The following is a 21,702-nucleotide window of genomic DNA, read 5'->3' on the forward strand; positions in this document are numbered from 1 at the left end:
GGGCTCCATCCATCAGTGGGTGGAGCCCCTGCGCTTTGGCGCTGACACCTGACGCGACACCGATGCCGGTCACGCCGTAGACCCTTGATGGGCCGGCGTTCCTCCGGTGGCCGGCCAGAAGTGGCCGGAAGGCCGTCTCCGAGCGTGGGGGGGTGAACGACGCCGGCTCGGCGGTCCTTGTCGATCAAAGGGAAGGCGACGCCCGCCGGGATCGGGCTGCGAGGCGTGACGGTCCACCGCTCGCGGCATCCCGGTGCTGGTCTGTCGGTATGACACGCGCTGCAACTTTCGTACCGCCATGCATGGCATGCCGTTCTTGACCAGATAATCGCCAGATTCTTGCTCCGAAAGTTGTAATGCCATGTGCATGGGTATAGCTAGCGATAGCTGCATTGCAAACACTGATGCAACTTGCAAGATCGATAATTCCCTCTGCCTGTCGGCGAGATGGGTGATCGACTGAAAGTCCTGGGAGGCTGGAGTGTCGGATCAGGGTAGGCCGTACCTTCGCCGGGTGCGGCTGGGGCGGGAGCTGCGGCGGCTTCGGGAGCAGGCCAGGATGGCCGGTGATGTGGTGGCCGCGCGGCTGGAGTGGTCGGCCGCGAAGGTGAGCCGGATCGAGACGGCCAGGACCTTTCCCTCGCTGGGCGATGTCGAGCGGCTTGTGGAGCTGTACGGGGCCGATGATGCCGTACGGGAGCGGGCCGTCGAACTGCACCGGGATGCCGGGCGGAGGCGGTGGTGGGAGGAGTACCGCGGTGCGGTGCCGGGCGCGGCCCTGGAACTGATGGACCGGGAGGCGGAGGCCCGCCGGGCACGCAACTGGGAGCCGCACATCATGCCCGCGCTGCTGCGGACCTATGACTATGAGCGGGCGGTGATGGCCGCCATTCAGCCTGTCGAGCCCATTCCGGCGACGGCCGTCGCCCGGCGCCTCGAAGCGCTGATGACGCGGCAGAAGCACCTGCTGGACGGTTCGCGGTCGTTCGCCCTCGCGGCCGTCGTCCACGTGACGGCGCTGGTGCGTCCGCTCGGCGACGGCCGGGTGATGCGCGAGCAGCTCGACCATCTCGTCGAGGTCGCCGAACTCGACCATGTGGATGTGCGGATCCTGACCGAGGACACCCCGCATCCGCTGGTCGCCGGTCCGTTCGTGCACCTGGAGTTCCCCGACTTCCCCGGTGTCGTCCACCTGGAGGAGATCATGGGCGCCCGGTTCGTCGAGGACGCCGAGCAGGTGCACGGTTACGAGCGGGCCTTCGACCATCTTCGTTCCATCGCGCTCGACGAGGCCGCGTCCCGGCGGCTGGTCCGTGACACCGCCGAGCGCTGGCGATGAACCCCGCTGACGACCGGAGCGGTGCTGCCGGCGTCGGCGACTTCACCAAACGGTACTCATGAGAGCGGAAACGTTCATGGTGGCTAACGCCCAACCCCCGGGAGCGCCGGTGAACCGCGCGTTCGCGCTCCCATTGCCGCGCAGGAAGATGGCGCGGAGGCATCTGCGATGGATGAGGAACAACCTGCTGGAAGAGGGCTTCACCACGGTCGACGTCGACCACGACGGTCTGCGGGCCAGGGACGCGGTGCGGCACAACAGCGTCGCGATGTCGCTGGAGCCTGGCCTGTTCGGGGCCCAGGTCCACTGTGAGACGCATGGCCCCGACGCCGAGGACCTCAAGGTCTCGATCTTGAGGTGGCACCACGACTTCGTCGCCGGCGCGCTCGCCTGGACGGGCGGCCGGTGGTGGATGCCGCTGCTCCACCTCGCCAGATGGGCCGTCCTGGTGAGCGTGCCGCTGGTGGCAGGGCTCGCCGTCTGGTACATCACCAACCGGTGAGCCGAGGAGCGGACGGGGTCCGTCCCGAAGGAAACGGCGGAACGGACGCGGCCCGCGCCCCTGTGGGGGCGCGGGCCGGTTCGCGTGGGGGTGGGTCAGGCGACGCCGAGGCCCTGGGCGACGCCCTCGCCGAGGTCCTTGTGGACGTTGGTCCAGTACTCGACGACGCGCTTCTTGGTCTCGGAGGTGACCTCGGGCGCCGACGCGTGGCCGACGATGTTGCTCACCAGGTGCGCGCGGTCGGTGTCGGACAGGACGTTCTCCCACAGGGTGCGCGGCTGGCCGAAGTCGTCGTCCTCGGCGTGCCTCTGGTAGGCGCTGCGGATGATCTCGCCGGCGATCTGGTAGCTCTCGCCCGCGAACAGCGACGGGTCGGCCACCGGGCCGCCGGCGGAGTTCGGCGCGTACACCGGGTCACCCGGGTTGCTGTAGCGCATCGCGCCGTCCTTGTTGTAGCTGTGGACGGGCGACTTCGGCCGGTTCACCGGGAGCTGCAGGTAGTTCGCCCCGATGCGGTGGCGGTGGGTGTCGGGGTAGGAGAACAGCCGGCCCTGGAGCATCTTGTCCGGGGAGGCGCCGATGCCCGGCACGAGGTTGGCCGGCTCGAAGGCGGCCTGCTCGACCTCGGCGAAGTAGTTCTCCGGGTTGCGGTTGAGGGTGAACCTGCCGATCGTGATCTCGGGGTAGTCGCCGTGCGGCCACACCTTGGTCAGGTCGAACGGGTTGAAGCGGTAGTCCGCGGCCTCCTCGAACGGCATGATCTGCACGTTCACCGTCCAGGACGGGTGGTCGCCGTTCTTGATCGCGGTGTGCAGGTCGCGGATGTGGAAGTCGGCGTCCTGCGCGATCACGGCGCCGGCCTCGGCGTCGGTGAAGTTCCGGACGCCCTGGTCGGTCTTGAAGTGGTACTTCACCCAGAACTTCTCGCCGGCCGCGTTGTACCACAGGAAGGTGTGCGAGCCGAAGCCGTGCATGTGCCGCCAGCTGGCCGGCGTGCCGCGGTCGGTCATCAGGAAGGTGACCTGGTGGGCGGACTCGGGGGACAGCGTCCAGAAGTCCCACTGCATGTTGTGGTCGCGCAGGTGGGTGTCGGCGCGGCGCTTCTGGCTGTGGATGAAGTCGGAGAACTTCGACGGGTCGCGGATGAAGAAGATCGGCGTGTTGTTGCCGACGAGGTCGTAGTTGCCCTGGTCGGTGTAGAACTTGATCGCGAACCCGCGCGGGTCGCGCTGGGTGTCCGCGCTGCCGAGCTCGCCCGCGACCGTGGAGAAGCGCAGGAAGAGATCGGTCTCCTTGCCCTTCTGGAACAGGCCGGCCTTGGTGAACTGGCTGACGTCCTCGGTGATCTGGAGGATGCCGTAGGCGCCGCCGCCCTTGGCGTGCACCACGCGCTCGGGTACCCGCTCGCGGTTGAACTGGGCCATCTTCTGGATGACGTAGTGGTCCTGCAGCAGCAGGGGGCCATTGGGGCCGACGGAGAGCGAGAACTCGTCGCTCTCCGCCGCAATGCCCGCGTCCGTCGTGGTGGTAGGCCGATCGGTCATCGCGCGGTCCTCCGGTTCGTCGTCGTCATGGAGTACGGCTTGTGCCCGTGGCTCCAAATGGGTTCGATGCGGGAGTCAGTTCTGGGAAGGAAGGCAGCCGGGGCAGGTGCCCCAATAGATCACGTCGGCCTCGTCGACATGGAAACCCGCGGCGTCCACGGGGTCGAGGCAGGGGGCCTCGCCGGTCGCGCAGTCCACGTCGGTCACCCTGCCGCACGTGCGGCAGACGAGGTGGTGGTGGTTGTCGCCCACCCTCGCCTCGTAACGGGCGGGACTGCCCATGGGCTCGATCTTGTGGAGGAGCCCGGCGCGGCGCAGCGCGTGCAGTCCGTCATAGATCGCCTGGAGGGACACGTGGCCGACACGCTCGCGCACACCGCGATAGATGGCGTCCACATCGAGGTGGTCGCCGTCCCTGACGGTATGCAAGATCGCGATGCGGGCCGCCGTCACGCGCAGCCCGGCACCGTGCAGCCGTTCGACATCCCCCACGACCTGCACCATAAGCCGTAAACCTGAATCATTCAAGTAAAGGGACCTTCCCGGTATGGCGATTTTCGATCCGCCACCGGGTGGGCGGTGCCAGATCTGGGCGGAGGTGGCATGCTCTTGGAACGATGAGAACCGAGTCCATACCCGGCGTACTGCCCCATTTGCCAGAGATTTCCCCGCGGATGGCGCGCGTTCGTCGTGCCGCCGCCCTCGCCCTCGCGGGCGCGATCGCGGCGGCGCCGGTCGTGGCCTGCGCGGCCGCGGAGTCCTCCTCGCCCCCGTCCAAGAGCGCCGATGCCTCCGCCGCGCAGCCCGGCGAGGCGGCGTCCGGGCAGCCGGACACCGCGAAGCGGCGGCCGTTCACCATCTCCTTCGGCGGCGACGTCCACTTCGAGGGTGCGCTGAGGAACCGCCTGGCCAACCCGCGCACCGCGCTCGGCCCGATCTCGTCGGTGCTGCGCCGCGCGGACCTGACGATGGTCAACCTGGAGACCGCCATCACCCAGGGCGGCACTCCCGCCCCCGGCAAGCAGTACACCTTCCGGGCGCCGCCGACGGCGTTCGCCGCGCTCAAGGCCGCGGGCGTCGACGTGGCGTCCATGGCCAACAACCACGGCATGGACTACATGCAGGTCGGGCTGCGCGACTCCCTGGCGGCCATCCGCAGCGCCAGATTTCCCGTCGTCGGCATCGGCAAGAACGCCGCCGAGGCGTACCGGCCGTTCCGCAAGGTCGTGAACGGCAACCGGGTGGCCATCATCGGGGCGACCCAGGTGCTCGACAGCCAGTTCATCCAGGCCTGGACCGCGACCGCCACCAAGGGCGGCCTCGCCTCGGCCAAGGACGAGGCGCGGCTGATCCAGGCCGTCCGGCAGGCGCGCCGTACCTCCGACACCGTCATCGTCCATCTCCACTGGGGCACCGAGCTGCAGAAGTGCCCGAACCAGGCCCAGCTCTCGCTGGCCCCCAAGCTGATCGCCGCGGGCGCCGACGTGATCGTGGGCGGCCACGCGCACATCCTGCTCGGCAGCGGTTACCTGCGGGGACGTTACGTCAACTACGGGATGGGCAACTTCGTCTTCTACAACTCCGGCCCGCAGACGGGCGCGACCGGGGTGCTGACCCTGACCATCGAGGGACGGAAGGTGCTCAAGGACCGATGGACGCCGGCGCGGATCAACGGGGGCATCCCGATTCCGCTGACCGGCGCCGCGCGCACCCAGGCCCTGACCGGGTGGCAGTCGCTGCGAGGCTGCGCGGGGCTGCGCGCCACGCCATAACGGTCCTGGCCGCTCTGCCCGTCCTATATTCGGATCGAACGTCCAACGACCGTTCAAGGGGGCGTATGCGGTTCTCCATCGGAAAGGGCGTGGCGGCCTCGCGAGGACCACGGCGAGCCGGGGCGGCCGCGACGCGCACGGCGTTCCGGCACCGGCTGGTGGTCGTGACCGGCGCGGGAAGCGGCATCGGACGCGCGACGGCCCGCGCGTTCGCCGCCCACGGCGCCGAGGTGATCTGCGCCGACATCGACCTCGCGGCCGCCGAGCGCACGGCGCTGGAGATCTCGCGGCGCGGCCTGGGCGCCCATGCCCGCCAGGTGGACGTCTCCCGCGCCGAGGACATGGAGCGGTTCGCCGCGGCGGTGCGTGACGAGCACGGCACGCCGGACATCGTGGTCAACAACGCGGGCGTCGCCGTCGCCGGGCCCTTCCTGGACCACGAGGTGGCCGACTGGCGGCGCGTCCTCGACGTCAACCTGTGGGGCGTCATCCACGGGTGCCGGCTGTTCGGGCGGCAGATGGTCGAGCGCGGCGAGGGCGGGCACATCGTGAACGTCGCCTCGCTCGCGGCCTTCGCCCCGTCGCGGCTGCTGCCCGCCTACTCGACGTCGAAGGCGGCGGTGAAGATGCTGAGCGACTGCCTGCGCGCCGAGTTCGCGGGAAGGGGCATCGGCGTGAGCGTGATCTGCCCGGGGTTCGTCTCCACGCCGATCGCGAGCAACGCGATCTACCGCGAGACCGACCGCTCGCTGGGCGAGAAGGCGCTGCGGCGGCGCGGCTATCCGCCCGAGCGCGTGGCCGCCCACATTCTGCGGGCCCTCCATCGCAACACGGCCGTCGTCCCGGTGAACGCCGAAGGCAAGATCGGATATGCGCTGTCGCGTATTTCTCCGGGGCTATTGCGGGGAATTGCCCGTCTTATGAATTCCGATATGGGACGTCTGGCCGGGAAGGACTGACCGCCGCACCGGAAAAGTGCAAGATGAAGCTGTGTCCGGGCTGCCCACTGACCATTCCCACGACGACGACGACCAGATGCCGCTGCGCCGCAAACCCTCGCAGCGCCGCAGCGCCCGCCGCGTCGAGCGCATGCTCGACGCCTGCGCCGAACTGCTCGACGAGGTCGGCTACGAAGCGCTCTCGACGACCCGCATCGCCGACCGGGCCGACGTCGCCATCGGCTCGGTCTACCAGTTCTTCCCCGACAAACGGGCGATCACCCAGGCGCTGACCCAGCGCAATGTGGAGCTTTTCATCGCCCGGGTCGGCAGGCGTTTCATGACCGAGGACTACACCGGCTGGTGGCACGCGGTCGACGCCATCATCGACGAGTACGTCGACATGAACAGGACCATTCCGGGGTTCCGCTTCCTGCGGTTCGGCGACGCGGTCGACCTCAACCTGCTCGACTCGTCGTCGGAGAACAACACCGTGATCGCCGGTCGGCTGCGCGGCCTGCTCCTCGCCGAGTTCGGGATGGCCGACAGCGAAGAGCTCGACCTGTGTCTCACCGTCGCGGTCGAGGCCGGGGGCGCGGTGCTGACGCTGGCCTTCCGCCGCGACCCGGCGGGGTGGCCGCCGCTGGTGGAGGAGGCCAAGCGGCTGATCCGCGGCTACCTGTCCAGCCAGTTGCGCTCGCACGGCGACGGGCGGCCCGGCCACGATGGGCCGGCCGCCTGACGGACGCGCCGGGAGGCGGCGCCGTCAGGTCCGGGGCGACCCCGGCCGGCCGGAGGATCCGAGGGGCGCGGGGGAGCCGGACGACCTGGAGGATCCGAGGGGCGCGGGGGAGCCGGACGACCTGGAGGATCCGAGGGGCGCGGGGGAGCCGGACGACCTGGAGGAGGAGGCGCCCGCGTCGCCGGTCTCGGCCTCGCAGAAGGAGGAGACCCCGCGCACGAGCTTCCGCGCGGTCTGGACCTCCGCGCGCAGCCGGACGAGTTCCTGGCGTTGCTGGTCGGCGGTCTCGTTGCGGGCGGTGGCGTACCCGAGGGTTCCGGGGACGACGGCGGCGCACAGGGCGGCGCAGGCGAGGACGAAGGTGGTCTGCCAGGACATGTCCATCGCAGCTCCTTCGAAGAGCGGGTGACGTTCCAGGCGCTGCGAATATGCCCTCTCGCTCGGGAGACATGCGGAGGGTAGTCAAACATGTGCAAATCAGGACGTAAGTAATGCCTGCCGTTGTCCCCGCACAGTCGAGCGGCGCTCGGTAATCTCGTCTTGTGGCACATGTGACACGTGGGCAGCTTGATCGACTTCTCGAGCAGGCGCTCCTCGACGACGATCACGGGGCTCTGGCGGGGAGGCTCGACGATCTGGCGCGCGCCTACGGGTCGGGAGAGGTGTCCCGTGCCGCGATCCTCGTGCTCGCCGCCGAAGAGTGGCGGCAGGCCGGCCAGCCGGCGCGGGCCCTCGAGTGCTTCCAGAGAGCGCTGGACGACGGGGGCGAGGTGAGCGTCGACCCACGGGCGGGCATCGCCGACACCCTCTTCGAGCTCGACCGCCCGGACGAGGCCCGTGAACTGGTCGACTCCATCAAGGCCGACGGGCACGTCGATCCGAGTACGGCGCTGAACGTCGCCGAGACCCTGCTGGCCTACGGCGACCCGCGCGCGGCCCACGAGTGGGCCACCGACGGCATCCTCGCCGGCGAGGGCCCCGCGGGCATCCGCGACGCGCTTCTGCGCACCCGCTACCGCATCCGTGTCGACCTCGGCCTGCCCGAGGACGACCTCGACGCGCTGCTCGACGTCTCCCGCTGACCTCGGCGTGAAGGTCGCGCGGGCCGTGACTCCCAGGCGTCACGGCCCGCGCGGTGCGGGGGGCTTGGCGGGCGCCCCGGCAGGCGAGCGCGCCACTCGCCGGCCGGGGCGGCTTCGGACGGCGCCACGAGCCGGCGCCGCGAGCCGGCGCCCGGGTCAGCGGACGCGCAGGCCGGAGATCGTCGTGTCGACGGTGAGCACCCTGCCGATCCGGGCGCCCAGCCCGTGCGGGCCGTTCGCGGCCACCAGGCCGGGCAGGGGCTCCGGCTCGACGGGCATGAGCGGCGCGGGGGCGGCGGCGGGCTCGTCGGAGGCGTACGCGCCGCGCCGCAGAGGCCGGTCGTCCTGCTGCGGCAGGCCCGGAACGGTCACCGTCAGCTTGCGGCTGGTCTGGTAGACCAGCGTGCCCTCGGGGAGGCGGGACAGGGGGCCACGCGCGATCGCGGGCAGCTCGTGCAGGCCGATCACCGCGGCCGTGCGCGACGGCAGGCCCCAGGTGCGCCCGATGTGCTCGAAGCCGACGCTCAGCTCGTCCCGGGTGTGCCGGGCGGTGATGGAGGAGGTGGCCGCCTGCGGCGCCGCCATCGCGTGCAGGGCGTGGCAGGCCGCGGACGCGAAGCCCGGCGACCGCAGGACGGTCACGGCGCTCTGCTCGCAGGACGTGGCGGCGGAGGCGCTGCCGGTCGCCAGACAGGCCGCGCCGGCCGCGATCGCGGCCACCGCGAGGAACCCCCGGATATTGATCGAACTACGCATGAAGACTCCCTGACTACCTTTTCGTGCTCGGACGAGCACTGAAGGTAGTCAATGAGCCTCGCCGTCGGCGGGTCGTTGACCCTATGCTGGCGGATTCCTTACCGAGACGCCTGCACGGTCAGAGTGTCACCGGCGGCGTCGAGGTCGACGACGACCTCGTCACCGTCGCGGATGTCGCCGGCCAGCAGGCGCTTGGCCAGCTTGTCGCCGATCGCCGACTGGACCAGCCGGCGCAGCGGGCGGGCGCCGTACAGCGGGTCGTACCCGGTGAGCGCCAGCCAGTCGCGCGCCGCCGGCGTGACGGTCAGCGTCAGCAGCCGGTCGGCCAGGCGTCGCGCCAGCCGGGTGACCTGCAGGTCGACGATCTGCGACAGCTCCTCCGAGCCGAGCGCGTCGAACAGGATCACGTCGTCCAGCCGGTTGAGGAACTCGGGCTTGAACGAGCCCCGCACCGCCGTCATGACCTTGTCGCGCTTGGCGACGCCGTCGAGCGCAGGGTCGACCAGGTACTGCGAGCCGATGTTGGAGGTCAGGATCAGGATCGTGTTGCGGAAGTCGACGGTGCGGCCCTGCCCGTCGGTGAGGCGGCCGTCGTCGAGCACCTGGAGCAGGATGTCGAAGACCTCGGGGTGGGCCTTCTCGATCTCGTCGAGCAGCACCACGGTGTACGGCCGGCGTCGCACGGCCTCGGTGAGCTGGCCGCCCTCCTCGTAGCCGACGTACCCGGGCGGGGCGCCGACCAGGCGGGCCACGCTGTGCTTCTCGCCGTACTCGCTCATGTCGATGCGGGTCATGGCGCGCTCGTCGTCGAACAGGAACTCCGCGAGGGCCTTGGCCAGCTCGGTCTTGCCGACGCCCGTCGGGCCGAGGAACAGGAACGAGCCGGTCGGCCGGTCGGGGTCGGCGACCCCGGCGCGCGCCCTGCGCACGGCGTCCGACACCGCCTGCACGGCCTCGCGCTGGCCGACGAGCCTGCGCCCGAGCTCGTCCTCCATGCGCAGCAGCTTGGCGGTCTCGCCCTCCAGCAGCCGGCCGGCGGGAATGCCCGTCCACGAGGAGATCACCTGGGCGATGTCGTCGGCGCCGACCTCCTCCTTGACCATCGGGTCCTCGGGCTGGGCCTGCGCGCTCGCCTCTTCGAGCTCCTTCTCAAGGCGCGGCACGTCGCCGTACATCAGCCGGGAGGCCGCCTCGAAGTCGCCGTCACGCTGGGCGCGCTCGGCCACGGACCGGACCTCGTCGAGCTGCTTCTTCAGCTCGCCGACCCGGTTGAGGCCCGCCTTCTCCTTCTGCCAGCGCACCACCAGGGCGTCGAGTTCCTCCTGGCGGTCGCCCAGCTCCTTGTGGAGCTTCTCCAGGCGCTGGATGCTCGCCTCGTCGGTCTCCTTGGCGAGGGCCAGCTCCTCCATCTTGAGCCGGTCGACGGCCCGCTGGAGCTCGTCGATCTCCACCGGACGCGAGTCGATCTCCATGCGCAGGCGGCTGGCGGCCTCGTCGACCAGGTCGATCGCCTTGTCGGGCAGGAACCGGGCGGTGATGTAGCGGTCGGACAGGGTGGCCGCGGCCACCAGGGCGCTGTCGGAGATCTGCACCTTGTGATGCGCCTCGTAACGGCCCTTGAGCCCGCGCAGGATCGCGATCGTGTCCTCGACCGACGGCTCGCCGACGAAGATCTGCTGGAAGCGGCGCTCCAGCGCCGGGTCCTTCTCGATGCGCTCGCGGTACTCGTCCAGGGTTGTCGCGCCGATCATGCGCAGCTCACCCCTGGCCAGCATCGGCTTGAGCATGTTGCCGGCGTCCATCGCGCCTTCGGCCGCGCCCGCGCCGACCATCGTGTGCAGCTCGTCGATGAACGTGACGACCTGGCCGTCGCTCTCTTTGATCTCGGTGAGCACGGCCTTGAGCCGCTCTTCGAACTCGCCGCGGAACTTCGCGCCCGCCACCATCGCGCCGAGGTCCAGGGAGACCAGGCGCTTGCCGCGCAGGCTCTCGGGGACGTCGCCGGCCACGATGCGCTGGGCGAGGCCGTCCACGACGGCGGTCTTGCCGACGCCGGGCTCGCCGATCAGCACCGGGTTGTTCTTGGTGCGCCGGCTGAGCACCTGCACGACGCGGCGGATCTCGTTGTCCCGGCCGATCACCGGGTCGAGCTTGCCGGCCCTGGCCAGCTCGGTGAGGTCGACGCCGTACTTCTCCAGCGCGCGGTAGGTGTCCTCGGGGCTCTCGCTGGTGACCCGGGCGTGGCCGCGGACCTTCTCGAACGCCTCCAGCAGGGCGTTCGCGTTCGCGCCCTGCGCCTTGAGCAGCTCGGCGACGCGGCCGCCGTCGGCGGCCAGGCCGACCAGCAGGTGCTCGGTCGAGACGTACTCGTCCTCCAGCTGCTTGGCCCTGGCCGCGGCCGTGTTCAGCACGACCAGCAGCTGACGGGAGGACGACGGCGCGCTCACCGTCGCGCCCTGGGCCTTCGGGAGCTGCTCGAGCTGCTTCTCGGCCTCGGTGCGCAGGCGCTTCCAGTCGGCGCCGACGGCCTCCAGCAGGTGCACGGCCGTGCCGTCGTTCTGGGAGAGCAGGGCGGTGAACAGGTGAGCCGGGGCGACCTCGGGGTGACCCTCGGCGGCGGCCCGCCGCACGGCGGCCGACAGGGCGTCCTGGCTCTTACGCGTGAGCTTGTAGTCCATGCCTACCTTGCCTTTCTCGCATGGCGGACCGCCCGGCGCCCGCCGGGTGTGCGGCAGTGCTGCGTCGCTCCGCGATATGTGCGCCGTGGCCGAAGGTGCGGAGCCGCACCCGGGCCCGGTGGTGATGCCGCCGCGCGGCCCGGAACGGTGCCGCCGGGCCGTGGCGGGTGTGCGCTCTCGCTCACGCGGGAGGCAGCTGGTACTGGATCAGAGCGCGGATCATCGCCATCTCGCTCCTGAGCCGCCCGATCTCCTCGCGCATGCGGAGGTTCTCGGTCTCCAGGACCAGGATGCGCTTGATGCCCGCCAGGTTGATGCCCTCCTCCTGGGAGAGCCGCTGCACCTCGCGGAGCATCACGATGTCGCGGGTGGAGTACAGGCGGCCCCGTCCGGCCGTCCGGCCGGGGCTGACCAGGCCGAGACGGTCGTACTGGCGGAGCGTCTGCGGGTGGAGCCCGGAAAGCTGAGCGGCCACCGAGATGACGTACACCGGGGTGTCGTCGGACAGGTCGAAGTAATTGGCGTCCATCGGCGTCGCCTCCTTCCGGGGCTACTCGGTACTCGCCTGTCTGAGCAGCTCGGCGCGGGGATCCACGCCGTCGGAAACGGCGCGGAACTCCTCGAGCGCGGCCTTCTCCTTGTCGCCGAGACGCTGGGGGACCACCACCTCGACCGTGACCAGCAGATCACCCTTGGTTCCGTCCTTGCGGGTGACACCCCGGCCGCGCACGCGGAACGTGCGGCCGTTCGGGGTGCCCTCGGGAATCCGCAGGGTCACCGGCATGCCCTGGAGCACCGGCACCCTGATCTCGGCGCCGAGCGCCGCTTCGGCGAACGTCACCGGGACGGTGATGGTCAGGTTGTCGCCCGACCGGCCGAAGATGGCATGCGGTTTCACGTGAATCTGAACATACAGATCACCGGCCGGGCCGCCGTTCTCGCCGGGCGCGCCCTTGCCCTTGAGCCGGATGCGCTGGCCGTCGGCCACGCCGGCGGGGATGCGCGCCTGGAGCGTGCGGGTGCTCTTGCCGCGGCCGCTGCCCTCGCACACCGGGCAGGGGTCGTCGACGAGCAGCCCGCGGCCCTTGCAGTCGCGGCACGGCTCGGAGAAGGCGAAGTTGCCGAGGTTGCGGCTGGCCGCGCCGGTGCCCTCGCAGGTCGGGCAGACCCGCGGGGTCGTGCCGGCCTTGGCGCCGGTGCCGTTGCAGGCCGAGCACGCCGAGGAACTCGTGAGCCTGAGGGCCACCGTGGTGCCGTCCACGGCCTCCATGAACGACAGGGTGACCTCGGACTCGATGTCCTGCCCTCGGCGGGGCCGGCTGGTCGTGGTCGAGGTGCGCGCGCCGCCGCCACGGTTGAACAGGCCGCCGAACAGGTCGCCTATGCGCTCTCCCGTGCCGCCGCCGCTCTGCGACGTGCCTCCGAAGAGGTCGCCGAACTCGAACGGGAAGCCGCCGCCACCGCGGGGGGCGCCGCCCCCCGCGTATCCGCCGAGACCCGACCCGAACAGCGTGCGCGCCTCGTCGTACTCTTTGCGGCGCTTGCTGTCGGACAGGACGTCGTAGGCCTCCGAGACCTGCTTGAACTTGGCCTCGGTCTCGGTGTTGCCCTGGTTGGCGTCAGGGTGGTACTTCCTGGCCAGCCTCCGATATGCCTTCTTGATCTCTTCGGCTGTGGCGGTCTTCGACACACCAAGGACCGCGTAATAGTCCTTTTCCAGGTAGTCCTTGGTGCTCATCTATCGCTTCCTTCGTGGACCAAAGGGGTGATCGCTCAATTGTCCTCGGGATCGGCCGCCGCCGCGCCCGCTCCGTCCGCTTCGGAGGCGGCCTCCGGCTCCTGCGGCTCGGCGACGGCCACCCGCGCCGGGCGCAGGATGCGGTCGCCGATCTGGTAGCCCGGCTGGAGGATCTCCACGCAGGTGGGCTCGGTGACCTCGGCCGAGTAGCTGTGCATCAGGGCCTCGTGCACGGTCGGGTCGAACAGGTCGCCCTTGGCGCCGTAGGTCGAGAGGCCCAGCTTGCCGACGGAGCTCTCGAGCGCCTCGCTCACCTTGGCGAACCCGCCGGTGAGCTCGCCGTGGTCACGGGCCCTGCCGATGTCGTCGAGGACGGGCAGCAGCTCGGTGAGCACGCTGGCGACCGCCTGCTCGCGGACCGTCACCCGGTCGCGCTCGACGCGCTTGCGGTAGTTGGAGTATTCGGCCTGGAGGCGCTGGAGGTCGGCCGTGCGCTCGGCGAGCTGCGAGGCGACGCCGTCGTCCGGCGCCGCCGCCTCGGGCGAGGCGGCGGGGGAAGGCGTGCCGGCCGCCTTCCCCGCCCCCTGGCGCACCTCTCCCGTCTCGGGGTCGATGCGCCGGTTGTCGCGGATCACCAGGCCTTCGTGCTCGCTCCCAGAGTTCGGGGACGTCACGCGGCACCGCCCTCCCGCTTAGGCTCGTCGTCGACGATCTCGGCCTCGACGACGTCGTCGTCGGTCTTGGCGCCGCCGCCCGCGGCACCGGTCGCGCCGGCTCCGGGGGCCCCGTCCTCGGCGCCCGCGGCCTGGGACTGGGCGTAGATCGCCGAACCCATCTTCTGGCTGACGGTGGCGAGCTTCTCGGCGGAGGCCCTGATGGCGGCGGAGTCGCTGCCCTCGAGGGTCTTCTTCAGCTCGCTCAGCGCTTCTTCGACCTCGGTCTTGACGTCGGCCGGGACCTTTTCCTCGTTCTCACGCAGGAACTTCTCGGTCTGGTAGGCCAGGCCGTCGGCGTTGTTGCGCGTCTCGGCGTCCTCGCGGCGCTTCTTGTCGTCCTCGGCGTAGGACTCGGCCTCGCGCATCATGCGCTCGATGTCGTCCTTCGGCAGCGCCGAGCCGCCGGTGATGGTCATCGACTGCTCCTTGCCGGTGCCGAGGTCCTTGGCGGAGACGTTGACGATGCCGTTGGCGTCGATGTCGAAGGTGACCTCGATCTGCGGGATGCCGCGCGGCGCCGGGGCGATGCCGGTCAGCTCGAAGGTGGCCAGCTTCTTGTTGTAGGCCGCGATCTCGCGCTCACCCTGGAAGACCTGGATCTGCACCGACGGCTGGTTGTCCTCGGCCGTGGTGAAGACCTCCGACCGCTTGGTCGGGATCGTGGTGTTACGCTCGATGATCTTGGTGAAGATGCCGCCCTTGGTCTCGATGCCCAGGCTCAGCGGAGTCACGTCCAGCAGCAGGACGTCCTTCACCTCGCCCTTGAGCACGCCGGCCTGGAGTGCGGCGCCGATGGCGACGACCTCGTCGGGGTTGACGCCCTTGTTCGGCTCTTTGCCGCCGGTGAGCTCTTTGACCAGCTCGCTGACGGCGGGCATGCGGGTGGAACCGCCGACGAGCACCACGTGGGCGATGTCGGCGACCTTGATGCCGGCGTCCTTGATGACCTGGTGGAACGGGCCCTTGCAGCGCTCGAGCAGGTCGGCGGTGATGCGCTGGAACTCCGACCGGGTGAGCTTCTCCTCCAGGTGGAGGGGACCCTCGGCCGAGGCGGTGATGTAGGGCAGGTTGATCGAGGTCTCGGTCTGCGCCGACAGCTCGATCTTGGCCTTCTCGGCGGCCTCGCGGAGGCGCTGGAGGGCCATCTTGTCCTTGGACAGGTCGACGCCGTGGGCGTTCTTGAAGCGGGTCGCCAGCTCGTCGACGACGCGCTGGTCCCAGTCGTCGCCGCCCAGGTGGTTGTCACCGCTGGTGGCCTTGACCTCGACGAAGCCGTGGCCGTCCTCCTGGCCGACGTCGAGTAGGGACACGTCGAAGGTGCCGCCGCCGAGGTCGAAGACCAGGATGGTCTGGTCCTTCTCCTTGTCGAGCCCGTACGCCAGCGCGGCCGAGGTCGGCTCGTTGATGATGCGCAGGACGTTGAGGCCCGCGATCTGGCCGGCCTCCTTGGTGGCCTGGCGCTGGGAGTCGTTGAAGTACGCGGGAACGGTGATCACCGCGTCGGTGATCTTCTCGCCGAGGTAGGCCTCGGCGTCCGTCTTGAGCTTCTGCAGGACGAAGGCGCTGATCTGCTGGGGAGAGAACTTCTTGCCGTCGATCTCGACGGACCAGTCGGAGCCCATCTCTCGCTTGACCGAGCGGATGGTCCGGTCGACATTGGTGACGGCCTGCCGCTTGGCGACCTCGCCGACGAGGACCTCGCCGTTCTTGGCGAAGGCCACGACCGACGGAGTCGTGCGCGAGCCCTGCGCGTTGGCGATGACGGTGGGCTCACCGCCCTCGAGGATCGAGACGACGGAGTTGGTCGTCCCAAGGTCGATACCTACCGCACGTGCCATGAGTACGTCCTTGTAGTAAAAGTTGAGTGCGAGTGACTCAATCGTAACTCCGCTCGACCCTTTGTCAAGCGAGTTGAGTCTGTCGGGCTCAACCCTACGCGGCCGGTCACTATTCCGCGCACAAGGGTGGCAAGAACGCGCGTTCCACCCTGGAACCACGGGCCTCCGGCCGCCGCGGGACGGTCAGCGGGGCGCGCCGTCGACGATCTTGCGGTGGCCGAGCGGCTTCTTGAGCTTCACCGTCGTCGACTTCCGCAGGGCGATCTCGATGCACGCGACGTCCCCGGCGTCCGCGGCCAGGCCTTCGTACAGGGTCACGGTCACCCGTTTCGCGGTCTCGCGCACGCTCACCCGGTCGAGCACGTTGCAGGGCTCGACCCCCGACCACCAGGTGATCGTGAGCCGCCGCCCGTCGCGCGAGGGGCGCGCCTTCTCCCACCGCACCTTGCGCGTGTTCACCGTGCCGCCCTTCGGCCTGGTGGGGGAGCCTCCGGCCGCCGGCGTCGTGGCGGTCGCCGAGTTCGCGGGCGCCGTCACCGGCTGGTCGGGGGAAGTGCTCGTGGCGGTGGCCGTGCTCGTGGCCGTGGCCGTGCCCGGCGTGTTGCCGCAGGCCATGGTCAGCAGAAGGGATCCGGTCACCAGTGTCGCCGTCATCGTCCGCATGACCCTTCGACGTATCCGATCTCGCCTGGGTTCGCGAGCGCTGGACGGGCGGACGCGAAAGGGCCCCCGGCCTGGATGGTCGGGGGCCCTTCCGTTGGGGGGCTTCAGTGGTCCGGCGGGTCAGCGCTCGCCGGGCACCCAGTCATCGTCCGCCGAGTTCGGCGCCGACCGCAGGGTCGCCGCCGGCGGCACCGGGTCGGGGAACGGCGCGCAGTGGACGTCAGGGCCGGGCAGGCTCGCCGGCAGCGTGCCGTCGGTCAGGTACGCCTTCCAGATGTCGTCGATGCAGGCGTTGCCGCGGCCGGTGAGGCCGTGGTTGCCGCCGCCGTCCATGACGACCAGGCGCGAGGACGGGAAGCGCTTGTGCATCTCGACGCCGCCCTGGTACGGGGTGGCGGCGTCCTTGGTGTCCTGGAAGAGCAGGGCGTTCTTGATGGCCCGCCCGTCGATGCGCTGCGGGTGGCCGCCGCGCACCGGCCAGGACTGGCACTGGGCGTTGTACCAGAGGTTGCCCATGCTCAGGAACGGCGCGGCGCGGTAGGACGCCCACCAGTCGCGGTGCCAGGTGCCCCAGTCGCGCGGCCAGCGGGCGTCGGTGCACTCCACGGCCGAGTAGACCGCGAAGCTGTTGTCGTCGCCGCTGCTGTCGCCGTAGGTGGCGTACGCGGCCACCAGCGGGGCGGGATCGCCCGCGACGTACTTGGACAGGGCGTTGGCCAGGAGCGGCCAGCGGCTCTTGAGGTAGCCGCCCGAAAGGTAGGTGTCGTCCAGCTCGTCCGGGCCGACCCGGCCCTCGGCGGGGGTGGCCTTCAGCTTCGCGCGGGTCGCGTAGAACGCCTTCTCCACGTCGGCGCCGGCCGTGCCCAGGTGGTAGGTGGCGTCGTACTTGGCGATCCAGGCGAAGAAGTCCTTGGCGCGGACCTCGAAGGCGTGGTTCTGGTCGATGTTGACGTCGTACCAGACCCGCTCGGGGTTCACGATGCTGTCCAGCACCAGGCGGCGGATCTTGGACGGGAACAGAGTGGCGTAGGTGGCGCCCAGGTAGGTGCCGTAGGAGTAGCCGACGTAGCTGATCTGCTTCTGGCCGAGGGCCTTGCGGATCTCGTCCATGTCCTTGGCGGCGTCCACCGTGGTCATGTGCTTCAGCAGCTCGCCGTGGGCGGCGTCACAGGCCTTGGAGTAGCCCTGCATCCGCTTGAGCCAGGCGGCCTCCTCCGCCCAACCGGACGGGACGTAGTCCGGGCGCACCGGGTCGAAGAAGTGCGGGTCGCAGCGCAGCGCCGGCTCGCTCGCGCCGACGCCGCGCGGGTCGAAGCCGATGAGGTCGTACTGCGCGGCCAGGGCCGCGCCCAGCCGGGTCTGCATGACGACCGGGTAGGCCCTGCCGCTGCCGCCGGGGCCGCCGGGGTTGAACAGGATCGCGCCCTGGTAGTGGGCGGTGTCGGTCGCCTTCTTGCGTGTGATGGCGATCTTGATGGTTCTGCCCCACGGGCGGGAGTGGTCGAGCGGCACCGCGACGGACGCGCACTCGATCCCTTCCGGCAGGTCGTCGCACTGCGCCCACTGCGGGGCGGGAGGCGTGTGATCGGGCGCCTGCTGGGTCCCGGCCGTCGCGGGCGTGGCGATCAGTGCTCCGCTCAGACCCAGGCCGGCTGTGGCCAGCGCTATGAGGATCTTCTTCAACGATCTACCCCTTCGGCGCCGGCGGTCCCATCGTTGGACCCGACTTATGGCACCTTCGGTAGATCATGCGTATAAACCCCCTATAAAACGACAGCTGTTTTCGGTTGGTTGTCAAACCGCAACCTGAGGCAGCCTCCCATGATCGACGCCTGAACCGCCGTAGGGTGGGGAGGTCTCTCCCCATTAGCCGTCCATCAGCCGTGCCGGGAAGGGTGCCGATGGTGTTGCGTCAGGTTCTGCTGGCTGCGTCGAGCAGCGACCGCGTCGAGAGCGTCGTCAGGAACACCGGGGTCATCCGGGCGCTGGCGGGCCGCTATGTGGCCGGGGACGGCCCTGAGGACGCCGCCTCGGTCGCGGCGGGGCTCGTCGCGGACGGCCTGCTGGTCACGCTGGACCATCTGGACGGGCAGGCGCGCGACACGGCCCGGGCCGCCCGCGCGGTGGAAGACCGGCTGACCCTGCTCGACGCGCTCGACCGCCGCGGCATCGCCAAGGGCGCCGACCTGTCACTGCGGCTGTCCTCCCTCGGGCTCGGCCTCGACGACGACCTGGCGCGCCGCAACGCCGCCCGCGTCTGCCAGGCCGCCGGCGACGTGGGCGCCACGGTGACGGTCGAGGGGGAGGAGCCCGCGACGGCGGAGGCCGCCCTGCGCGTCCACGCCGCGCTGCTGGAGGAGCACCCCGCCACCGGCGTCACCGTGCAGGCGTGCCTGCGCGGCGCCGAGGAGCACTGCCGCGCGCGGGCCTTCGGCCGCGTCCGGCTCCGCCGCGGCCACGGGGACGGCCCCGTCGCCGTGACCCATCGCGACCCCGCCGCCATCGACCGCTCGTTCGTGCGCTGTCTCAAGGAGCTCATGGCCGGAGAGGGACGCGTGGTGGTCGCCACCCACGACCGGCGGCTCGTCGAGGTGGCCTCGGCGCTCGCCGTGCTGAACGAGCGCGAGCGCGACGGCGTCGAATACGAGATGTCCTACGGCGTGCGGCCGGCCGAGCAGGCCCGGCTCGCGGGTCTCGGCGCCCGCGTGCGCGTGCGCGTCCCCTACGGCGCCGGCTGGTACCCCCACCTGGCCCGCCACCTGGCCCGCCGCCCCGCCGACCTGGGGCTGCTGGCCCGCTCTCTGGCAAGGCTCTGACCGCCCGGCAGTCGGTAGGCTTCGAGCGTTCCCCGACTCCTACACAAGGTGCGCAGAGATGATCGCGATTCTCGGAACCGGCAAGATGGGCGAGGCCCTGCTGTCAGGGCTGCTGCGCGCCGGCGTCAAGCAGGACGAGATCGTGGCGACCGCGCGGCGCCCAGAGCGCGCCCAGGCGCTGCGCGAGCGCCACGGCGTGCGGGTCGTGACCAACAGCGAGGCCGCCGAGCTCGCCGAGACGCTGATCCTGGCCGTCAAGCCGCAGGACATGGCGGCGCTGCTCACCGAGATCGCCCCCCACGTCCCGGCGGGCAAACTCGTGATCACGGTGGCGGCCGGCATCACGACGTCCTTCGTCGAGGCCCGGCTCGGGGACGAGGTCCCCGTCGTGCGGGTCATGTCCAACACCCCGGTGCTGGTCGACGAGGCCATGAGCGTCATCTCGGCCGGCGCCCACGCCGCGGAGACCCATCTCAAGCACGCCGAGGACCTCCTTTCGCCCGTCGGCAAGGTGCTGCGCATCCCCGAGTCGCAGCAGGACGCCGCGACCGCGCTCTCCGGCAGCGGCCCCGCCTACTTCTTCTACCTGGTGGAGGCGATGGTCGACGCCGGCATCCTGCTGGGCATGCCCCGGGCCGCCGCGCTCGACATGGTCACGCAGTCGATCGTCGGCGCGGCCATCATGCTCCGCGACTCCGGCGAGCACCCCGTCATCCTGCGCGAGGCGGTCACCTCGCCCGGCGGGACGACGATCGCCGCCATCGCCGAGCTCGAGCGGCACAGCGTCCGGGCCGCCTTCCTGGCCGCCATCGAGGCCGCCCGCGACCGCAGCGGCCAGCTGGCCGCCGGCTGAGGGCGGGTCAGCCGTTCTCGGTGACGAGCCGGAGGAACTCCTCGAAGGAGATGCGGCCGTCGCCGTCGGCGTCGGCCTCCCGCTCCAGCGCGCCCAGCGCCTCGGCCGGGAGGTGCGGGAAGTGCTCGAGGTACTCGGCGCCGGTGATGAACCCGTCGCCGTCGCTGTCGATGGACGCGAACTGCTCCTTGAGCCGTGCCCATCGGGGGTCCGCGGGTGTCGCCGTCAAGAGATCTGCCTCCGGGGCGAGAAGTTGCAAGGTACGGCGAACACCCTAGTTGCGGCGTTCGCCGGATAGGGCTCTGGACCGCCTTAATTCTCCTGATATCGCCCATCGAGCGTGCGCTCGATGACGGCGCGCGCACCCGGAGGACGGAGCGGGGGTGCGGCAAAGGTAAGGAAAGTTTGCTAATAGAGTGCTCGTGGCCGGTGGAGAGGGGCGCGGGCATGGGGGCACGATGACGGCGGCGACGGGCGCGCGCGAGCGGGCGGCCGAGCCCGCGGTCTGGACGCGCGACTTCCGGCTGTTCTTCACGGCGCGGTCGGTGTCGATGCTCGGCACGGCCATGGTGCCGGTCGCGATGGCGATCGGCGTCCTGCGGGCCGGGTACGGGGCGAGCGGCATCGGCTACACCCTGGCCGCCTCGACGGTGCCGATGGCCGCCCTGGTGCTGTTCGGCGGGGTGTTCGCCGACCGGTTCACCCCACGGCGCATGATGGTCGGCGCCGACCTGGCGCGCCTGGTCTCCCAGTCGCTCACGGCGGTGCTCTTCCTCACGGGCGTCCCCGCCCTGTGGCAGCTCATGGCCATCTCGGCCGTCAACGGCATCGCCGCCGCGATGTTCCAGCCGGGCCTGGCGAGCCTGGTGCCGCGCATCGCCAGGGACGTGCAGCGCGCCGTGGCGACCCAGCGCACCTCCGAATCCCTCATGCTCCTCGCCGGGCCGTCCATCGCCGGCATGCTGGTGGCGTTCGCCGACGTCGGCGTCGTGTTCCTGATCGACGCCGCGGGATTCGGCGTCAGCGCGCTCTGCCTGGCCCTGCTGCGGCTGCGCGGCGCCCCCGTCGCCGCCGCGGAGGGGTCGATATGGGGCAACCTCAAGGAGGGGTGGCGCGAGTTCAGCTCCCGCACCTGGATGTGGGGGGTGATCCTCGTCTGGGCGGCCATGGGCATCGCGGTCTTCGGGCCGGTGACCCCGCTCGGGGCGCTCCTGATCGACGGCGCCTACCACGCCACCGGGTTCGGGTTCGTGACCTCCGCCTACGGGGCCGGCACCATCGTCGGCGGCATCGCCGCCATGCGCGTCAAGCCCGCGCGGCCGCTGGCCGCGGGCGCGACGGCGCTGTTCCTGCTCGCCCTCCAGCCCCTGTCGATCACGCTCGGACTCCCGCTGCCGCTGATGGCCGCCTGCCATCTCCTGGCGGGCACCGGATCTGCCTTCTGGGGGGTCATGTGGATGACGAGCGTGCAGACCCAGGTGGCGCCGGAGGTACTCAACCGCGTCCACGCCTACGAGGTCGCGGGCTCGGTCATGGCGATCCCGGTCGGCCAGGCCCTCAGCGGGCCGGTCGCCTCGCTCATGGGCGCGCGCGAGGTGCTCGCGGTCTCCTCGGCGGTGGCGGTCTCCGGGAGCGTCCTGCTGCTGTCGGTGCCCGCGATCCGCCGCCTGCGCCGCGTCCACCACACCGTCTGAGGCGCCCGCCCGGCGCGATTCGCGGGGGCCC

The 21,702-nt window shown here is 70.7% G+C and carries 21 protein-coding genes; 9 read left to right on the plus strand and 12 right to left on the minus strand.

Annotation, left to right across the window (positions count from 1 at the left end; translation table 11 throughout):
- The first annotated feature begins 514 nt into the window (after positions 1 to 514).
- Both ACFO60_RS03375 and ACFO60_RS03380 read left to right on the plus strand, forming a co-directional pair.
- Positions 515 to 1,339: a helix-turn-helix domain-containing protein gene (locus ACFO60_RS03375; RefSeq protein WP_380836669.1), complete on the plus strand. Its 825-nt coding sequence runs from the start codon at positions 515 to 517 to the stop codon at positions 1,337 to 1,339.
- Positions 1,340 to 1,448: 109 nt separating this feature from the next.
- The gene (locus tag ACFO60_RS03380) at positions 1,449 to 1,841 is read left to right on the plus strand and encodes a hypothetical protein (protein WP_380836672.1); all 393 of its coding nucleotides are present in this window, start codon (positions 1,449 to 1,451) and stop codon (positions 1,839 to 1,841) included.
- A gap of 95 nt (positions 1,842 to 1,936) precedes the next feature.
- Here ACFO60_RS03380 and ACFO60_RS03385 read toward each other — a convergent pair whose 3' ends face one another.
- Together ACFO60_RS03385 and ACFO60_RS03390 are read right to left on the minus strand one after the other, a co-directional pair.
- A complete protein-coding gene (locus tag ACFO60_RS03385) occupies positions 1,937 to 3,385 on the minus strand; it encodes a catalase (RefSeq protein WP_380836675.1) in 1,449 nt (482 codons plus the stop codon).
- A gap of 75 nt (positions 3,386 to 3,460) precedes the next feature.
- Positions 3,461 to 3,889 (minus strand): Fur family transcriptional regulator, encoded by a 429-nt coding sequence (locus ACFO60_RS03390; protein ID WP_380836678.1) that lies wholly within the window; start codon positions 3,887 to 3,889, stop codon positions 3,461 to 3,463.
- 170 nt (positions 3,890 to 4,059) lie between these two features.
- On the opposite strand from ACFO60_RS03390, the gene ACFO60_RS03395 reads away from it, so the two are divergent.
- The 3 genes from ACFO60_RS03395 (at position 4,060) to ACFO60_RS03405 (ending at position 6,837) form a co-directional block, all read left to right on the plus strand.
- Positions 4,060 to 5,157: a CapA family protein gene (locus ACFO60_RS03395; protein WP_380836681.1), complete on the plus strand. Its 1,098-nt coding sequence runs from the start codon at positions 4,060 to 4,062 to the stop codon at positions 5,155 to 5,157.
- Positions 5,158 to 5,222: 65 nt separating this feature from the next.
- Entirely contained in the window at positions 5,223 to 6,116 is an 894-nt protein-coding gene (locus ACFO60_RS03400) for an SDR family NAD(P)-dependent oxidoreductase (protein WP_380836684.1), read from the plus strand.
- Positions 6,117 to 6,192: 76 nt separating this feature from the next.
- Positions 6,193 to 6,837, plus strand: a complete 645-nt coding sequence (locus ACFO60_RS03405; RefSeq protein WP_380838072.1) for a TetR/AcrR family transcriptional regulator — start codon at positions 6,193 to 6,195, stop codon at positions 6,835 to 6,837.
- Between the two features lie 24 nt (positions 6,838 to 6,861).
- Here ACFO60_RS03405 and ACFO60_RS03410 read toward each other — a convergent pair whose 3' ends face one another.
- Positions 6,862 to 7,221: a hypothetical protein gene (locus tag ACFO60_RS03410; RefSeq protein ID WP_380836687.1), complete on the minus strand. Its 360-nt coding sequence runs from the start codon at positions 7,219 to 7,221 to the stop codon at positions 6,862 to 6,864.
- A gap of 167 nt (positions 7,222 to 7,388) precedes the next feature.
- On the opposite strand from ACFO60_RS03410, the gene ACFO60_RS03415 reads away from it, so the two are divergent.
- Positions 7,389 to 7,919 (plus strand): tetratricopeptide repeat protein, encoded by a 531-nt coding sequence (locus ACFO60_RS03415; RefSeq protein ID WP_380836690.1) that lies wholly within the window; start codon positions 7,389 to 7,391, stop codon positions 7,917 to 7,919.
- Positions 7,920 to 8,075: 156 nt separating this feature from the next.
- Here ACFO60_RS03415 and ACFO60_RS03420 read toward each other — a convergent pair whose 3' ends face one another.
- From ACFO60_RS03420 to ACFO60_RS03455, 8 genes are all read right to left on the minus strand, one after another.
- Positions 8,076 to 8,675, minus strand: a complete 600-nt coding sequence (locus tag ACFO60_RS03420; RefSeq protein ID WP_380836693.1) for a hypothetical protein — start codon at positions 8,673 to 8,675, stop codon at positions 8,076 to 8,078.
- 98 nt (positions 8,676 to 8,773) lie between these two features.
- A complete protein-coding gene (clpB, locus tag ACFO60_RS03425) occupies positions 8,774 to 11,353 on the minus strand; it encodes an ATP-dependent chaperone ClpB (protein ID WP_380836695.1) in 2,580 nt (859 codons plus the stop codon).
- A gap of 181 nt (positions 11,354 to 11,534) precedes the next feature.
- Positions 11,535 to 11,882, minus strand: coding sequence for a heat shock protein transcriptional repressor HspR (locus ACFO60_RS03430; RefSeq protein WP_380836698.1), 348 nt, complete (start codon positions 11,880 to 11,882; stop codon positions 11,535 to 11,537).
- A gap of 21 nt (positions 11,883 to 11,903) precedes the next feature.
- Complete coding sequence (dnaJ, locus tag ACFO60_RS03435) at positions 11,904 to 13,091, minus strand: molecular chaperone DnaJ (RefSeq protein ID WP_380836701.1); 1,188 nt, start codon at positions 13,089 to 13,091, stop codon at positions 11,904 to 11,906.
- 35 nt (positions 13,092 to 13,126) lie between these two features.
- Entirely contained in the window at positions 13,127 to 13,765 is a 639-nt protein-coding gene (gene grpE / locus ACFO60_RS03440; RefSeq protein WP_380836704.1) for a nucleotide exchange factor GrpE, read from the minus strand.
- A complete protein-coding gene (gene dnaK / locus ACFO60_RS03445; RefSeq protein ID WP_380836707.1) occupies positions 13,762 to 15,645 on the minus strand; it encodes a molecular chaperone DnaK in 1,884 nt (627 codons plus the stop codon). The genes grpE and dnaK overlap by 4 nt, the downstream gene beginning before the upstream one ends.
- A 183-nt stretch (positions 15,646 to 15,828) precedes the next feature.
- Positions 15,829 to 16,299 (minus strand): hypothetical protein, encoded by a 471-nt coding sequence (locus ACFO60_RS03450; protein ID WP_380836710.1) that lies wholly within the window; start codon positions 16,297 to 16,299, stop codon positions 15,829 to 15,831.
- 129 nt (positions 16,300 to 16,428) lie between these two features.
- On the minus strand, positions 16,429 to 17,991 hold the full coding sequence (locus ACFO60_RS03455; RefSeq protein WP_380836713.1) for an alpha/beta hydrolase: 1,563 nt from the start codon (positions 17,989 to 17,991) through the stop codon (positions 16,429 to 16,431).
- 218 nt (positions 17,992 to 18,209) lie between these two features.
- Between ACFO60_RS03455 and ACFO60_RS03460 the strand changes: the two genes are divergently transcribed.
- Both ACFO60_RS03460 and proC read left to right on the plus strand, forming a co-directional pair.
- Positions 18,210 to 19,124 carry a proline dehydrogenase family protein gene (locus tag ACFO60_RS03460; protein WP_380836716.1) on the plus strand — a complete coding sequence of 305 codons (915 nt, stop codon included), beginning with the start codon at positions 18,210 to 18,212 and terminating at the stop codon, positions 19,122 to 19,124.
- Between the two features lie 58 nt (positions 19,125 to 19,182).
- A complete protein-coding gene (proC, locus tag ACFO60_RS03465) occupies positions 19,183 to 19,977 on the plus strand; it encodes a pyrroline-5-carboxylate reductase (protein WP_380836719.1) in 795 nt (264 codons plus the stop codon).
- A gap of 7 nt (positions 19,978 to 19,984) precedes the next feature.
- Here proC and ACFO60_RS03470 read toward each other — a convergent pair whose 3' ends face one another.
- Positions 19,985 to 20,206: an EF-hand domain-containing protein gene (locus ACFO60_RS03470; RefSeq protein WP_380836722.1), complete on the minus strand. Its 222-nt coding sequence runs from the start codon at positions 20,204 to 20,206 to the stop codon at positions 19,985 to 19,987.
- A gap of 229 nt (positions 20,207 to 20,435) precedes the next feature.
- Between ACFO60_RS03470 and ACFO60_RS03475 the strand changes: the two genes are divergently transcribed.
- On the plus strand, positions 20,436 to 21,671 hold the full coding sequence (locus ACFO60_RS03475; protein WP_380836725.1) for an MFS transporter: 1,236 nt from the start codon (positions 20,436 to 20,438) through the stop codon (positions 21,669 to 21,671).
- The last annotated feature ends 31 nt before the right edge of the window (positions 21,672 to 21,702 follow it).

Origin of the sequence: Sphaerisporangium dianthi (assembly GCF_042654065.1) — a bacterium.
Classification (GTDB): Bacteria; Actinomycetota; Actinomycetes; order Streptosporangiales; family Streptosporangiaceae; genus Sphaerisporangium; species Sphaerisporangium dianthi.